The organism is Alteromonas sp. R7 (assembly GCF_055755235.1).
The window spans coordinates 40,707-57,298 of the sequence record NZ_JBVTQX010000003.1 but is presented as its reverse complement, the minus strand read 5'-3'; the positions used below and the strand labels follow the sequence as shown (position 1 = coordinate 57,298).

Below are 16,592 nucleotides of genomic sequence, written 5' to 3'. Positions count from 1 at the left end.
GCAGGCAATTATGATTACTTGGTCATCTCTTTCGGTAAATGAGAAAAAACAGGCGCTAGCCCGCCCGGCTATGGCCAATAGCCAACAGTTAAAGCAGACCGTGGGCGACATTATCGCCCGCGTTGAAAAAGAAGGCGATGAGGCAGTACTTGATTACACACGTAAATTTGACTGCCCAGACTTAACTAGCCTTGTACTTTCACAAGAAAACATTGATGCTCTTGCTGCGAAGGTAACGCCAGAGGTAGCAAGTGCTATCGATACTGCGTTCAACAACATAAAAATGTTTCACGAAGCGCAAATGCCTAGTGATATCGCGCTAACCACAACGCCTGGTGTTAAATGCGAGCTGCGCTTCACCGCCCTTGATGCAGTGGGTCTTTATATTCCAGGCGGCAGCGCTCCACTTCCATCAACCGTATTGATGCTAGGCGTACCTGCATTGGTGGCGGGCTGCGAAAATAAGCTACTTTGTACTCCACCAAACAAAGAACAGCTTATCGCGCCTGAAATTGCGTATGCGGCCAGAAAATGCGGCATCGACAAGATCTTCTTGTGTGGTGGTGCCCAAGCAATCGCCGCTATGGCCTTGGGAACAGACAGCGTTCCTCAAGTAGATAAGATTTTTGGCCCGGGTAACAGCTTTGTGACTGAAGCTAAACAGCAAGTAAGCCAACGTGCTGATGGTGCAGCTATTGATATGCCGGCCGGCCCATCAGAAGTGTTGGTACTTGCTGATGAGTTCGCAAATCCTGAGTTTGTAGCGGCCGACCTGCTTTCCCAAGCCGAGCACGGTCCAGACTCGCAGGCTATTTTGGTGTCTAACAGCGCTACACTTATTGAAGAAGCAAAAGCCGCGGTTGAACGTCAATTAGCAACCCTATCTCGCGCTGAGATTGCCCGCCCTGCTATGGAAAATGCGCGTTATATTTTGGCTGATTCCATTGAGCAAGCCATTGAAGCAAGTAACGCCTACGCTGCTGAGCACTTAATTGTACAAATAGAGAATGCCCGTGATTATTTGCCAAAAATTAAATACGCAGGCTCTATATTCCTAGGCCCGTGGTCACCAGAATCTGCAGGTGATTACGCGTCGGGCACTAACCACGTACTGCCAACCTATGGCTATGCTAAGAATTACTCTAGCCTTGGATTATTAGACTTTATGCGTCGCTACACTATTCAAGAACTAAGCGCAGACGGCATGCGTAATTTAGGCCCTGCGATTATGGCACTTGCAGCTGCCGAGGGCTTGGATGCACACGAACAGGCCGTTGCACTTCGCATGCAGGCACTTAAGCAAGGAGACGCCTAATGTCGGCACTTATCGATAACCTAATTAACGAAAATTTAGTGCCGCTAAAGCCGTATGAATCGGCTCGTCGCTTGTTTTCAGGTGGTCAAGACTGGCTTAATGCCAACGAGTCACCTTATGCCAACGAATACAGCGTAGATAGCAGCAACTTTAACCGCTATCCGTCATGTCAGCCCGAAGCGGTAGTCAGTGGTTACGCAAACTACGCCGGGCTAGACAAATCGCAGCTTATTGTTACCCGCGGCGCAGATGAAGGCATTGAACTGCTTATTCGCACCTTCTGCACGCCGGGTAAAGACAGCATTCTGATATGCCCGCCTACCTACGGTATGTATGCAATCAGTGCTGAAACCTGTGATGTGGGCATTAAGAAAGTGCCGCTTAACGACGACTTTAGCCTTAACGTGAATGCTGTATGCGCTGAAGATGACGTTAACGTGATTTTCATCTGTGCGCCCAACAATCCAACCGGTACGCCAGTTGCTCGTGAAGACATTAAAACCGTGCTCAATCACTTTGCCGATAAAGCACTGGTTGTTGTAGATGAAGCGTATATTGAGTTCGATGCCGACAATACGTGGGCAAATGAAATAAACAACTATCCAAACTTGGTGGTACTTCGTACGCTGTCTAAAGCGTTTGCTCTTGCCGGTCTTCGCTGTGGTTTTACACTTGCTCAGGCACCCGTCATCCAAGCACTACTTAAAGTGATAGCGCCCTATCCCATTCCAGAGCCAGTAGCGCAGATTGCTGCACAAGCATTGTCGGCTGAATCGCTAACGTTACTTGAGCTTCAGGTGGCTACTATTAACCGGGAAAAAGAGGCCCTAGCCGAAGCGCTGGAATCTATCGAAGGCTTTGAATTAGTGGGTGATAGACGAGCAAACTTTATCTTATTCCGCTACGCAAAAGCGCAAGCCCTAATGCAGTACTTGGTAAGCCAAGGCATGCTTATTCGCGATCAATCAAAACAGCTTAACTTACAAAACTGTTTACGCGTAAGCATAGGCACTGAAGAGCAAAACCAGCGTTTGATGCAGCTAATTAACGAATTTAAAAATAATGAGGACGCGGCATGAGTCAGCAAGCCATTTTATTTATTGACCGCGACGGTACACTCGTAGAAGAGCCGCCAGTAGATAAGCAATTAGATAGTTTAGAGAAGCTTGTTTTCGAGCCAAACGTTATTCCTGTGCTACTTAAACTAAAGGCAGCTGGGTTTAAACTCGTGATGGTAAGTAACCAAGACGGCTTGGGTACAGACAGTTTCCCGCAAGAAGACTTCGACAAGCCACACAATGCCATGATGGCCATTTTCGAAAGCCAGGGTGTAGTGTTTGACGACGTGCTTATTTGCCCGCACTTCGATGCTGATAACTGCACATGCCGCAAACCAAAGCTTGGCTTAGTAAAAGAATACCTACAGCAAGGCAAAGTGGACTTCACTCGTTCGTTTGTTATTGGTGACAGAATTACCGATGTACAGCTTGCTGAAAACATGGGTATTCGCAGCTTTCAGTACAACCGTGAAAGCTTAAACTGGAACGATATTCAGAAAAGCTTGTTAGCGTCTTCACGTATTGCAGAGGTGGTACGTACCACCTCTGAAACCGACATTCGCGTGCGTGTAGATCTTGATTCGCAGGCTAAGTCGACAATTCAAACCGGCATGGGCTTTTTTGACCACATGCTTGACCAAATTGCGACCCACGGTGGCTTCGAGCTAAATCTTACTACCAATGGCGACTTGCATATTGACGATCACCACAGTGTAGAAGACACTGCGCTTGCCCTTGGTGAAGCGCTTAAAAAGGCACTAGGCGACAAACGCGGTATTGGTCGCTTTGGTTTCGCGTTGCCAATGGATGAATGTCGTGCGGAATGTATTATGGACATATCAAACCGTCCACACCTTAAGTTTGACGCTGAATTTAGCCGCGACCAGGTAGGTGAAATGGCCACCGAAATGGTACCGCACTTCTTCTATTCGCTTGCACAAAGCATGGGGCTATCGTTACACCTTTCCACCAGCGAAGGTAATGCTCACCACCAAGTAGAAAGCCTGTTTAAAGTATTTGGCCGTGCGCTACGTCAAGCCATTACGCGCCAAGGTGATGCACTACCAAGTAGTAAAGGAGCCCTGTAATGTCAGTGGTAAACCCCAGCCAGCGACAAAAAATAGTCATAGTAAATACCGGCTGCGCGAACATTTCATCAGTACGCTTTGCCCTTGAGCGCTTAGGCGTTGAAGTGGACGTATCTGACGATGTAAACGTGATAAAAAACGCTGATAAAGTGTTTTTACCCGGCGTAGGAACAGCGGCAGCAGCGATGGCAAGCATTAAGCAAAAAGCGCTAGTGGAAACCCTGCAGTCGCTTACCCAACCTGTGCTAGGCGTATGTTTAGGCATGCAACTTATGGTTGAAACCAGCGCTGAAGGTGGTTTTCAAGGTACAGGCAACATCGACTGTTTGAACCTAATGCCAGGTCATGTGGCTCGCATGGGATCAAAAGGCGTGCGCTTACCTCATATGGGTTGGAACACAGTCTCTCATAAAGAAGAAAGTTTATTTAAGGGCATCCCACAAGATACCTACTTTTACTTTGTGCACAGTTTTGCCGTTCCTGAATACGAGCACACGCTTGCAAGCTGCACTTATGGTAATACGTTTTCAGCAGCGATAAATAAAGACAACTTTTACGGGGTGCAATTTCACCCAGAACGTTCTGGCGAGGCCGGAGCACAATTACTGACTAACTTTGTGAACCTATAATGATTATTCCAGCGATTGATCTTATTGACGGACGCGTAGTACGCCTTTATCAAGGCGACTACGAGCAGAAAACCCAATACGAACTGGACCCAGTAGACGTGGTTCACGACTATGCCGACCAAGGTGCAACCTGGCTGCACATTGTTGACCTAACAGGCGCTAAAGACACCAGTAAACGTCAGCTTTCACTAATTAAATCTATGGTGGACACCAAGCGCATGCAGTTTCAAGCAGGCGGCGGTATCCGTAGTGAAGAAGAAGTGGCGCAATTACTAGAAACGGGCGTAAGCCGCGTAGTGATTGGTTCTTTGGCGGTAAAACAGCCCGAGCTTGTGAAGTCTTGGGTAGAAAAATACGGCCCAGAGCACATTGTATTGGCCCTTGATATCAATATTAGCGACAGCGGTGAAAAGCTTATTGCTACCCACGGTTGGCAAGAGAATTCTGGCGTAGCCCTTGAAGGCTTGCTTGAAGACTTCGCTACAGTAGGCGCAAAGCATGTGCTGTGTACCGACATTAGCCGCGACGGCACGCTACAAGGTGCGAACACTGAGCTGTATCAAGAAATGGCAGCCCGTTTCCCACACGTTAGCTGGCAAGCGTCTGGCGGTATTGGCAGCATCGCTGATATCGAAGCGCTAAAACCCACAAACGTTGGCGGCGTTATTCTTGGGCGCGCACTACTTGAAGGTAAGTTTACGGTGAAGGAGGCTATTGCATGCTGGCAAAGCGCATAATTCCCTGTTTGGATGTACGCGACGGCAAAGTCGTTAAAGGCGTTCAGTTTAGAAATCATGAAATTATTGGTGATATTGTGCCTCTTGCCGAGCAATACGCAAAAGCGGGGGCCGACGAGTTGGTATTTTACGATATCACAGCAAGTTCTGATGCCCGCGTGGTAGACAAAAGCTGGGTAAGCCGTATTGCACAGGTTATTGATATCCCTTTTTGTGTTGCTGGCGGCATTAAGAGTATTGAAGACGCTGGGCGCATTTTGGAAATGGGTGCAGATAAGATTTCGATTAACTCCCCTGCCCTTAATAATCCAGACCTTATTAACCAGCTGCACGACGTTTATGGACAACAGTGCGTAGTGATTGGTATCGACAGCTTTTATAACGAAGCAACCGACCAATACGAAGTGTACAAATTCACTGGTGATGAAGCGCGAACGCAAAAAAGCCAGTGGCAAACCATCGATTGGATTAAAGAAGTTCAGTCGCGCGGTGCTGGTGAAATTGTACTGAACTGCATGAACCAAGACGGCGTGCGCAAAGGCTACGATGTGAAGCAGCTGAAAGCCGTGCGCGATGTCTGTGAAGTGCCGCTAATTGCGTCGGGTGGTGCAGGTGAAATTGCCCATTTTACGGATGTGTTTCAACAGGCTGACGTAGATGGCGCGCTTGCAGCATCAGTATTTCACAAGGGCATCATCAATATTGATGAGTTGAAAGCAGAGTTGACCAGCAATGGCGTTGCCATGCGTAAGCGTCACGGATTAACGGCGCAAGCAGAAGGAGTAAACCCGTGATCATTACTAACGAAAACAGCAATAAACTGGCTTGGGACAAAATGGACAACCTACTACCCGCCATTGTGCAAGACGCACTGTCTGGCAAGGTATTAATGCAGGGCTACATGGACCAAGACGCATTGGCGAAAACCCTTGAAACGGGCAAAGTGACATTCTTCAGCCGTTCAAAACAGCGTCTTTGGACCAAGGGTGAAACATCTGGTAACACGCTAGATTTAGTGAGCGTTGCTTGTGACTGCGATCAAGATTCACTGTTGGTACTTGTCAACCCTAACGGCCCGACATGCCACACTGGTGTTGAAAGCTGTTGGTTCGACGGCAACACACCAGCCTTTACATTTCTTGCAGACTTAGAGCGAGTGTTGGCAGCCCGCAAAGATGCCGACCCCAAAAGCAGCTATACCGCTAGCCTTTACAACAAAGGCATTAAGCGCATAGCGCAGAAGGTGGGCGAAGAAGGTGTAGAAACCGCATTGGCGGCTACTGTGCACGACAAAGAAGAGCTTAAAAACGAAGCCGCTGACTTGTTGTACCACTTAACGGTACTGCTTCAAGCTAGCGATATGTCGCTAAACGATGCACTTGATGTGTTGCGTGAGCGTCATAAATAGTAATAGCAACAGCGATCTACGCAAAAGTTAACATCAAGGCCTCTAAACGTTCACGTATTAGAGGCCTTTGAACTCCTAAATACATCTCCCAACGCTCCTCAAAAAGCTAAACATCGCTCTAAAATTGTCCACTTTTTTTACAATGAGTTCGTATTCGCAGAAAAAATCTCATACTTTCAATGTGATTACCTGAAGGCATGGATAATGCTTACACTGTGATTGTTTAATTAACAATGTTCACTAACCACATAAGGATATGTAATGAAAAAAGTACTTTCATGCTTTTTGCTTTTAGGAAGCTTCTCGTCTTTTGCAACAGTCATTGAGTACAATGATTTCTCCGACACTACGGGGCTTACGCTAAACGGCAACACGCTGGTAGTAAATAACAACCTGCAGCTAACGAATAATATTGCGTGGCAAGGCGGTTCAGTTTTTACCACAAATGCAATCTCTCTCATCAACGACTCTTCATTTGCGACAAGCTTTTCTTTCAAAATAGACAATAACAGTTTAGGCGGTGATACTGACGGCTTAGGAGCAGACGGTCTTGCTTTTGTAATACAGACACAAAATGCAAACGTGGGCGGTGCTGGTGGTGGTTTAGGATATCAAGGTATAAATAATTCAGTTGCGGTTGAGTTTGATACCTTTAATAACACCAGTTGGGATAATAATAACGGCAACCACGTTGGCATAGGTATTAACGGCAACGTTAATACCTCTAATAACGTCAATGAACCATTCCGATTCAATGAAGGCGATGTTTGGAATGTTCTGATAACTTTCGACGGAATTAGCAAGCTTTTCGATGTTTCTTGGTCCATGGAAACCGATTCAACGAAAGGAGGTAGCATTTCACGAATTTTAGATGTGGCCTCTATTTTAGGTTCAACCGATGCATTCTTGGGATTCACATCCGGAACAGGCTCCTATGCAAGTACTCATGAAATACTTTCGGCCACGTTCACAAATACATCCTCAATACCAACAAACACTCCTGTAAACGCTCCAGCAACCTTTAGCTTAATGATGAGTGCTTTAGCTTTTTTAGTTTTTCGAAGAAAAAAGCAAATTTTGAGGTCTTAACTCTCAAAGTGCAGTAATGTTTCTACTTTCAACAACTCGGTAACTAGCGTACTGATTAAGGCGTTGATTTAAATTACATTCTTATATAAAAATGCCCTTCTCGTTTTCTACACGAAGGGCATTTTTGTATCGCAGAGCTTTGCACTTTATTGAAATTAACACTGCTTAGCCTGTCTAACAATCGAACAAAAAGTGAGCCCTCGGTTAAAGAAACGCGACTAGCGCGGCGTTCCCAATATCCAATCGATCCCTTGGATAGCAACGGTGGGAAACACGCTCGCATGTGACGCACCGCCGATAACATGCAATTGTAGTGTTATGTTTTGATCTGCCTTAGCGTTGATTTTACTTGCCAATGCTTTGCTCCCCGCAACCATATCTTGACCCTCGCCAAACTCAGGCGTTTCTAAGCTTCCCACACCAATGTAAACACGCTTGGGCGATTGAGTTTCAGCCATTTCTAAGGTTAGTAAGTAATCGTCATTAAACCACACTGAAGGGCTAACAAGCACATAGTTAGAAAAGGTTTCAGGAGATTGCATGAGCACGTAGCCGCCAAATAGCCCGCCTAATGAATGCCCAATAAAAGTCCGTCGATTGACGTCTACTCGATATGTAGACTCAATAAATGTTAATACATCTCGTCTAATAAATGACAGATACTCAGCAGCAAGACCGGTTTCCAGTTTCCAACTATTGGCTATGGCAGGAGTGTAGTCCCTTACTCTACTCTCTACGCCTTTTGATTCTAGGGAATAAGACAACCCCACTATGACCGCTTCTTCCATTTGGCCTACGTTTACTGGCATTCGCATAGAGCCTACGATAATAGGAAAACTGTAAGGCGCATCTGTTGTGTATATTACGAGGTAATCCTTGGAAGGAGATGTGTTATAGCTTTTTGGCAACTGTACAAATAACGTATATTTACGTGCAGTTTCCGTATCTTCTATTGTCACCATTTTGCTTCTAGGTAACGAAACAGACGCTTCAGAAATGATAGGTTTAATGATTGATTCAGCAAAAGCACATGAAAATGCACTTCCGACAAGAATTATTGTTGTTAGAAAGCGAAGCACCGTAACCCCTTAGTGGTTTAAACGGCATGTTATAACGCAGCTAATTTCAATTAACCACTGTTTGCACACCAAGGGGCACTTTTTGACTTCTCTATTTCTCGATTTCCCTTACCACTTGGCCATAAGCCAGCAGCGCGAACAGCCCCGTTCCGCCCACAATATTTCCTAGTAATGTTGCACCAATTAGTGAGAGTGTTGCAAGAACGCTTATTTTATTTTGCAGTGCTAACAAGAAAAGTTCTGTTGAGCCGGCTATCACGTGCGTAAAATTTCCTATAGCAATTAAATAAGTAAAAATAACTATCATCAATATTTGAGAATGCTTAACCGATGGCTTCATCCATACAATAGCGGCAATGATAAACCCTGACGTAATGCCGTATGAGAAGGCGTCTGACGGTGATAGCTTGGCATAATGTTCAGAAATAGCGGTCATCCCTTCAACCAGCTCTGGTGGAACAGATTGCAGCGAAAAGCTGAAAAATGCAGCCAAAAAGGTGCCGAACATATTGGCGGTGAAAACGATGAACCACAGGCGCGCAATGCAAAAGCCCATATTGAACGAAGGTTTACTCAACAAGGGTAGAATGACCGAAAGCGTATTTTCGGTAAACAATTGAAGTCGACCAACAATCACCAGCACGAAACCAACCGTATAGCCCAGGTTTTCGATAACAAACTGATTGGGAGAATTTGCAAAGAGGTGATGCAAAATTCCTTCAGCAAGAATTGAAATCGAGATGCCAATGCCTGCCGCCACACCAGACCACCACAATGACATCATAGGACGCTGAAGTTCTTCTAACCCTTCCCTGTGGACAATGGCATACAAAGAAACAGAATTTAAGCTCTGATTATCTCGTACATCTTTTTCTTCAGTATGACTAAGGGCAACGTCTTGCCCCCTATGCCCAGACTCCTTCACTTTTTCTGTCACTCATGTCTCCTGCAACTCTTTGCTTAACTAGGACGTTTGCCTCAATTACATAGTATTTGGTCTACGACACAGCTTTTTGACAGGCATCACCAGACCACCCTATTCGGTTACGTTGATTAGGCACGTTTTTGGTCACAATAATTTTGCCTATTTCAGATATAGCTCTCGTTTAATAAAAAAGCCCGCGTGAACGCTTTTCACACGGGCTTTGGTTTATTGACGAGCCTTATAATGCTCGCAAAACGTCAAATATGAATTAAGGGTTCAGCAAGGTTGGTTTCCCTAATCCAAGCGCATCTAAACGTTCGAACTGGGTATCTTTGTCCCCTACTATCAAATAAATCATTCTATCAGGATGTACATATTTACCGTAAAGGCGCTTTATCTCACCAACGGTTAACGCTTTTACCTCAGCTTCTTGCTGTAAAACGTAATCATTGGGCAAGCCAAAGTCGCTAATTTCGCTAACCATATTCAATTTAGCGCCTAACGTTTCAAACGCCCTAGCGCCAGATTTAAGTGTAAACCCTTTCGTAACGTCTAAATCTTCATCTGAATAGTTTGTGCCAAACGCTGCTAATATATCCATGATAGCTTGCGTTGCTTCTAAGGTAACGTTCGACCTTACGGCGCTTCGTATGGTGAATTCACCCGTATATTGATCGCTAGAAAACGATGAACGAATGCCATAGGTGTAGCCTTTGTTTTCACGTAGTTCCTGCATAAGCTGTGAGGCGAAACCGCCCCCGCCTAAACGATAATTCATCACACTGACTTTATAAGCATCATCATGAGTAACATTCGGGGCGGAATGGCCGAAATAAAGCACTGACTGTTTAGCCCCAGGAACGTCATAGAAAAAGAGTTGGGCGCTTTCTGGCAGCTTGGGCTCTGGTACCTTCGCAAAAGTAACATCTTTTGGTAACCATCGCGCATTAAGTGGCGCTAGGCTTTTTACAACGTCCTGTTGTTTGATGTCTCCCACAACATGGAACTTTGCCAATGACGGTGTGAAGTATTTCTCGTAATACTTCTTAACATCTTCGAGCGTTGTGTCATCTACAGTTTGCTTATCTCCAAGAACCGTTTGAGCAAACGGATGCGCCTCTCCGTAAAGCAGTGTTTTAAACTCAACCGATGCAATGGCATTAGGGTTCGCTTTTATTTGTTCAATCTGGTTGATTGTATCGTCTTTAGCTAATTCAAACTCTTGTTCATCAAAGCGAGGAGAAAGTATCACTTCAGTGACGAGCTGCATTAAGTCACTGTAGTGCTTAGACAATACCGTTCCGCTAATAGTAATGTCAGTTTCAGAAGCACTGGCCTCCAGAGAAGCGCCTAAAAGCTCAATTTCCTGTTCCAGCTGCTCGGGTGTTTTTTCCGCCGTACCTTTAAGCAAGGTTGCGGCAAGTAAATTGGCGGTTCCTGTTTTACCTTCTGAGTCTAGAAGCATGCCACCATCTAGCTTTAACTCAAACGCGACCAATGGCACTTCGTCATTAGCAATACCCGTTATTTTGATGACAGACGACAGTGTATTTTGCCAAACCTTAGGTGGTGTAATTTCTATTGATTCACCATAAGCAGGCTCTTTCGTGCGATCAAACGATGACGGAGTACGTTCGTATTCAGCCGCAACTGACGCATCAAAGCTCTCTTCCGCCCCCGCGACAATTTTCTCCTCCACTACATTAGCTTCAGTAGAGCCGCTTAACACCAACTCTTGCTGTCCCTTAGGTACAAAGCTAGAGGCGACAAACGGTTTATCCTTGATATAGGTGCTATAAACACGCATTACATCTTGTTGTGAAACGCCCAGAATTTTCTGAACATCTTGGCTGATAAATTCAGCCCCGCCCGCAAAGATTTCGTATTGCGCCAATTGAAAACCTTTACCTAAGACGCTTGAAAGTCCTTGATAAAATTCTGTTTCTTGACCTGCTTTTATGCGCGCCAAATCCTTGGAAGAAATCCCGTCTTTCTCAAAGCGGGCGAACGCTTCGTTAACTCCATCTGCAACAGTGTTTAAGTTGACGCCATTAAATGCCATAACCTGCAGCTGTAGCTGTCCAGCGATCTCAGCATCATAGCCATAAAGATAAACATCACTGGTGAGCTTCTTCTCGTCAACAAGCACCTTGTTCAGCGGAGCATTTTTGCCTTGGCTTAAATACTGAGAAAGTACTTGAAGTGGATAATAGTCATCGTGATATTCAGGTACGGTTGGCCACACCATAGTTAAAAGTGGCGCTTGTGCAAAATTATCTATATGGAATCGTTTTTTAGTCTCATTGAGCTTCGCAGGTTGAGGCGGTAATTTATTGATTTGCTCTCCCGCAGGAATTTCATCGAAATACTTTTTAACCCACGCTTTAGTTTGATTTACGTCAATATCACCCGCGATGGTAAGCACCACATTATTAGGTACATACCATTTTTTGAAAAACTCTTTCACGTCAGCAAGCGTTGCGTTTTGCAGATCATCTAACGACCCAATCACTTGCCAACTATAAGGATGCCCTTCAGGGTAAAGGTTTTTATCAATCACATATTGATTGTGACCATAAGGACGATTATCCACACTCTGGCGCTTTTCGTTTTTCACCACCTGCTTTTCTTTGGCGAGCACAGGGTCTGTTACGGTATTGATGAAAAATCCCAACTTATCGGCTTCAGCCCAGATCATTTTTTCTAAAGCATCAATGGGTACAGTTTGGAAGTAATTGGTACTATCACGACTCGTCGAGCCATTTGCACCTGAGCCGCCAATTTTCGCACTGAGTTTATCAAGACCGCCTTTTCCCAAGTTCTCTGATTCGAGAAAAAGTAAGTGTTCAAACAAGTGCGCAAAGCCTGTTCGCCCTTCTTTTTCTCTGGCTGAACCCACATGCGCAGTGAGGGCGACTGCAGCAACGGGATCAGACCTGTCAACGTGCAGTACAACGGTAAGCCCGTTATCCAGAGTAAAACGCTCGTAGTCTACGTTGAACTGTGACGTATTTTGGGAAGCAGTACTATTATCTGCATTAGCGGTTGTTTCGCTGGTTATATCGGAAGCAGTTCGTACATTTTGTGGATCATTGGTGTTATGCGTACACCCTATCGAAACTGCACTTAGTGTTATTACAGCAATTGCAGTGTACATTCTTGTTCGTTTGAATGTTTCAAGCATTATATATGTTCTTTGCCAGTCAAAAATGTAACAAGTACCACAAGTGCACCACCAGTGCCATGACATTCCTTTTTCAGACATTTTTAGCATGCCTAAAAAGGCGGCGTTCATCTTTTACAGAGTGCAATATAAACATATGATTCATATGAGTTTTATTGCTTTTTTTCAACGCTCAATACCCTGTAGCTAGAGCAACCTTAATTAGCTACCGACATAGTTCGTTACATTTTCCACACCTCAATTTTGAACAAATTAGGTAATTTACAATCTACATCTATTACACAAGCCATGTCGTGATAAAACTTTGATCTAACGAGCAATCTACGAAAAGTGAGAACCGAAGCCGTGTTAAATCTAAAACAGAGCGTTAAGAACAACCTGCCTTTCATTTTATTTATGGTTTTGCTTTTCTCGTTTCGAAGCAGTGTTGCTGATTGGTATTATGTCCCTACAGGCTCTATGGAGCCCACCATTCAAGTAGGCGACCGCGTAGTGGTTGATAAATCAGCCTACACGCTAGAACTGCCGTTCACAGACGTTGTTGTCGCGAAAACTGGTAACATCAATCGCGGTGACATTGTAATCATTGACAGTAATGCAGCTGATACCAGACTCATTAAACGTGTGGTTGCCATTGAAGGTGATAAGGTCAAATTAGAAAACAACGTTCTTTTTATCAATGGTGAAAAAGCAACGTTAAGCGTCAAAGGTCACAATCTTTATTCCGAGCAGATTTTAGGTCAAACACGAACCATAGCGCTTAACCCATTACCTAGCCCTGCGAAAAACTTTAATTTGATCACTGTGCCCAGAGATCACGTGCTGGCAATGGGGGATAATAGGAACAATAGCGTTGATTCTCGTTATTATGGCTTCATTCCAATTGAAGAAATTCAGGGCAAAGCCAACTCGGTTGCATTTTCACTAGATCCGGACGATATGTATTTACCGCGAAAAGACAGGCTTTTCACATCACTTCAGTAGGGCTGAACAATCCCCTTACTTGCAAAAAGGCCAAGCTAGACCTTTACTTGCGTTCAATTTTTCGGCAAAAAAAATCTGGTCAGATCTGATAAAGCGGTGATATTCACGTATATAAAGAAAAATGTAGGAGCAATTGCATATACGTAAATTCTTACTAATGAATTACAAATAGCGGCCTTGTTCCTTATCAAATTCCCACTTCCTCAACACCAATTAACTAAGCCGCAACCCTCTATTTTTACGCTGTTTTTAGTTTAACTTCACGGCCGCTTCATCCCGCTTCACATTTAAAAAAGTAATACATGGTTTACACACTTTGTAACCAAGTGTCACATCTTTCGTGTTTTCCCCTATTGCAACTTAAGTATTAGGAGTGCTATTCATAATTTTGCAACATCATCGTGTTGCAAAAACACACAACAAGTAAAATGGAAATAAGGAAATAACAATGAAACAAGGTCGTAAAGTAAGTGCAATTGCAGTGGGATTAGCACTTTCAGGATTAACCTCTCTATCTCCTGCGTATGCACAGCAAGCTGACGAAGAAGCAGCCAACCTTGAACGAATTGCAGTCACCGGTTCTCGTATCAAACGTACAGATATGGAAGGCCCTTCACCTATTCAATCAATAGATGCAACAATGATTGAAGGCATGGGCTATGAAAACCTTCAACAATTACTCGAGCGTATGCCGGCCACAGGTGCGGGTACCTTCTCGACACGTAATAACAGCCAAGATTCAACAGCCAATGGCGCGGCAGCGGTATCCCTCAGAGGTATGGGACCAGATGCAACGCTTGTTCTAATAAACGGACGTCGCGTGGCAATAAGTGCCTTTGCTGAAAGTATCACTAACTCATTTGTTGATATTAACTCTATTCCTGTATCCGCCATCGAACGAATCGATATATTAAAAGATGGCGCTTCTGCGATTTACGGCTCAGACGCTGTTGCTGGTGTAGTAAACGTAGTACTGAAGAAAGACTACGAAGGTCTAGAGATTAATGCAGGTTATGGTGGTACAACAGGCCCAAGCTATGATGAGACCACCGCCAGTATTCTATGGGGCTCTCAAAGCGATAAAAGCAGTGCTACAGTTATCATCGACTATTTCAACAACAGCACGCTTGGCGCTGACGAAATGGGTCGATTCGGAACAGCTAACCAATCACCTTATGGTGGTATGGACTTCCGTTCTTCACGAGGTTACCCAGGTTACTTCTATGTGGATGGTGTTAAAACTATCGACCCTGATTGTCCAGAAGATAGCGCAACGGCGTCTGGCAGCTGTCTGTTCGATTATGGCCCATTTGGTTTAACCATACCGGCTTCTGAGCGCGTAGGCTTTATTGGTCAGTTCGACTATAAAATTGGCGACGAAACCACAGCATTTATGGAAGTTGCAATGCAGCACAATACGTCTGAAGCAGGCGGTGCAGCAACACCTCTAGATGAAGATGCTGGTTTAACCGTTCCGGGTACTCATCCTGATAACCCGTTTGGACAAGACATTGAAATTGGTCGCTACCGCCCTGTTGACGCAGGTGCCCGTCGCTGGGATATCGAATCTGACACCCTTCGTTTAGTCGCTGGCCTTCGTGGCACGTTCAATGATTACGATTGGGAAGCATCTGTACAAAAAGGCCGCAGCCGTTCAGAACAAAGTGGTGATCAGTCACAAGGTTGGGTTCGCGTTGACTGGCTTCAGGAACAAATTAACCTTGGTAACTACAACCCGTTTGGTGGCGTTACTAACCCACAAAGTGTAATTGATGATATTACTACTAGCCTTGTGCGCCGTGGTGAATCTCGAATGACCAGCGTTGACGCTCACATTACCGGTGAAGCATTCAGCTTCGGCGACGATGTTGTCATGATGGCAGCAGGTGTTGAATATCGCGAAGAGCAAGTATCTGACGTTCCTGATGTTCAGTTCCAGCGCGGATTAATCTTCGGTACAGAATCGGTTTCTGCCTCTGCTGAACGCGACCAGTATGCTGCATACTTAGAGCTATCTATACCTTTAGCTGAACAGCTTGAGCTTCAACTAGCTGGCCGCTACGACCACTACAGTGACTTTGGTAGTACAACTAACCCTAAAATAGCATTACGTTGGGCGCCAAGTGATGAAGTAACCGTGCGCGGTTCATGGGCTCAGGGCTTTAGAGCACCGTCTCTTGCACAAGTTGGCCTTGGCCCATCACAGAAAAGTGTTTTCTTCGTAGACAAATATCGCTGTGATGCAACAGGTCAAGATTGTGAATCGTTGGATTACAATATCGAGTTTGCGGGTAACCCTAACTTGGATGCAGAAGAGTCAGAATCTTGGAACGTAGGTGTTATCTACGCACCTATTCAAGAATTAGGCCTGAGCATTGATGTATGGAGTATTACGCAGGATAACAAAATTGATGAGCAGCAATTCGGTTTAGTTTACGACGCGGAATGTAATAACCAAGACAGCACAATCTGTGTTCGCTTAGATCCGCAGCCAGGCGAATCATTAGGTGTAATTCAAAAGATTTTCAACACCTACCAAAACGTATCATCTCAAGAAGCGTCTGGTGTTGATTTCAGCGCTAACTACCGTATGGAGTTGCAAGAGTTCGGTAACGTACGCTTTAACCTTGATTGGTCTTACATGAACGAGTTCGAAAAAGACGGTCTTGAGTACACTGGCGAATATGGCTATCCAGAACACCGTTGGTTATTCGGCACAACCTGGTCTAAAGGTGCGTTCGATGCCAACTTGAACATTAGCTTTGTTGGTGAGTTTGAAGACACGCCTGACATTGATTTCGACGGTGTGTTGGACTTTGAAGAAAATACCTCGAGAACAGTTGATTCTCAAATGTTGGTGGACTTGCAGTTTGGTTACAACTACAGCGATAACCTTCGCCTTGTAATTGGTTCAAACAACCTGCTTGACGAAGAGCCTCCGTTTGCTATTGGTGATGGTGATGGCGACTTATACGGCTATGTAGGCGGCGTGCACAACCCGCGTGGCCGCTTCGTATACTCTAAACTAACTTACCGCTTCTAAAGCCTTTAAAACGAAAAAGCGCTCAACGGCATTGCTTCACAATGGCATGCCTT

General features: G+C 44.9%; 13 protein-coding genes. 10 read left to right on the top strand and 3 right to left on the bottom strand.

Translation table 11 applies throughout. The features are described from left to right. Positions 1-10: 10 nt before the first annotated feature. The 8 genes from hisD (at position 11) to AC0J2X_RS05890 (ending at position 7,324) form a co-directional block, all read left to right on the top strand. A complete protein-coding gene (gene hisD / locus AC0J2X_RS05925; RefSeq protein WP_014950028.1) occupies positions 11-1,315 on the top strand; it encodes a histidinol dehydrogenase in 1,305 nt (434 codons plus the stop codon). Further along, positions 1,315-2,394: a histidinol-phosphate transaminase gene (gene hisC / locus AC0J2X_RS05920; RefSeq protein ID WP_061486115.1), complete on the top strand. Its 1,080-nt coding sequence runs from the start codon at positions 1,315-1,317 to the stop codon at positions 2,392-2,394. Before hisD ends, hisC begins: the two co-directional genes overlap by 1 nt. Continuing rightward, complete coding sequence (hisB, locus tag AC0J2X_RS05915; RefSeq protein WP_061486116.1) at positions 2,391-3,461, top strand: bifunctional histidinol-phosphatase/imidazoleglycerol-phosphate dehydratase HisB; 1,071 nt, start codon at positions 2,391-2,393, stop codon at positions 3,459-3,461. Before hisC ends, hisB begins: the two co-directional genes overlap by 4 nt. After that, on the top strand, positions 3,461-4,090 hold the full coding sequence (gene hisH / locus AC0J2X_RS05910; protein WP_061486117.1) for an imidazole glycerol phosphate synthase subunit HisH: 630 nt from the start codon (positions 3,461-3,463) through the stop codon (positions 4,088-4,090). The genes hisB and hisH overlap by 1 nt, the downstream gene beginning before the upstream one ends. Next, the gene (gene hisA, locus AC0J2X_RS05905) at positions 4,090-4,827 is read left to right on the top strand and encodes a 1-(5-phosphoribosyl)-5-[(5-phosphoribosylamino)methylideneamino]imidazole-4-carboxamide isomerase (protein ID WP_039222817.1); all 738 of its coding nucleotides are present in this window, start codon (positions 4,090-4,092) and stop codon (positions 4,825-4,827) included. Before hisH ends, hisA begins: the two co-directional genes overlap by 1 nt. After that, positions 4,809-5,621, top strand: a complete 813-nt coding sequence (gene hisF, locus AC0J2X_RS05900) for an imidazole glycerol phosphate synthase subunit HisF (RefSeq protein ID WP_014950033.1) — start codon at positions 4,809-4,811, stop codon at positions 5,619-5,621. Before hisA ends, hisF begins: the two co-directional genes overlap by 19 nt. Then, a complete protein-coding gene (hisIE, locus tag AC0J2X_RS05895; RefSeq protein ID WP_061486118.1) occupies positions 5,618-6,235 on the top strand; it encodes a bifunctional phosphoribosyl-AMP cyclohydrolase/phosphoribosyl-ATP diphosphatase HisIE in 618 nt (205 codons plus the stop codon). The genes hisF and hisIE overlap by 4 nt, the downstream gene beginning before the upstream one ends. Before the next feature lie 261 nt (positions 6,236-6,496). Next, entirely contained in the window at positions 6,497-7,324 is an 828-nt protein-coding gene (locus AC0J2X_RS05890; protein ID WP_061486119.1) for a lectin-like domain-containing protein, read from the top strand. A 218-nt stretch (positions 7,325-7,542) separates the two neighbouring features. On the opposite strand, the gene AC0J2X_RS05885 is transcribed toward AC0J2X_RS05890, so the two are convergent. From AC0J2X_RS05885 to AC0J2X_RS05875, 3 genes are all read right to left on the bottom strand, one after another. Beyond that, positions 7,543-8,403 (bottom strand): alpha/beta hydrolase, encoded by an 861-nt coding sequence (locus AC0J2X_RS05885; protein ID WP_061486120.1) that lies wholly within the window; start codon positions 8,401-8,403, stop codon positions 7,543-7,545. A 91-nt stretch (positions 8,404-8,494) separates the two neighbouring features. Then, the gene (locus AC0J2X_RS05880) at positions 8,495-9,340 is read right to left on the bottom strand and encodes a formate/nitrite transporter family protein (RefSeq protein ID WP_061486121.1); all 846 of its coding nucleotides are present in this window, start codon (positions 9,338-9,340) and stop codon (positions 8,495-8,497) included. A 256-nt stretch (positions 9,341-9,596) separates the two neighbouring features. After that, positions 9,597-12,512: a M16 family metallopeptidase gene (locus tag AC0J2X_RS05875; protein WP_061486122.1), complete on the bottom strand. Its 2,916-nt coding sequence runs from the start codon at positions 12,510-12,512 to the stop codon at positions 9,597-9,599. Between the two features lie 330 nt (positions 12,513-12,842). Between AC0J2X_RS05875 and lepB the strand changes: the two genes are divergently transcribed. Both lepB and AC0J2X_RS05865 read left to right on the top strand, forming a co-directional pair. Then, on the top strand, positions 12,843-13,496 hold the full coding sequence (gene lepB / locus AC0J2X_RS05870; protein WP_061486123.1) for a signal peptidase I: 654 nt from the start codon (positions 12,843-12,845) through the stop codon (positions 13,494-13,496). Between the two features lie 448 nt (positions 13,497-13,944). Next, on the top strand, positions 13,945-16,539 hold the full coding sequence (locus AC0J2X_RS05865) for a TonB-dependent receptor (RefSeq protein ID WP_014950040.1): 2,595 nt from the start codon (positions 13,945-13,947) through the stop codon (positions 16,537-16,539). Positions 16,540-16,592 lie beyond the last annotated feature (53 nt).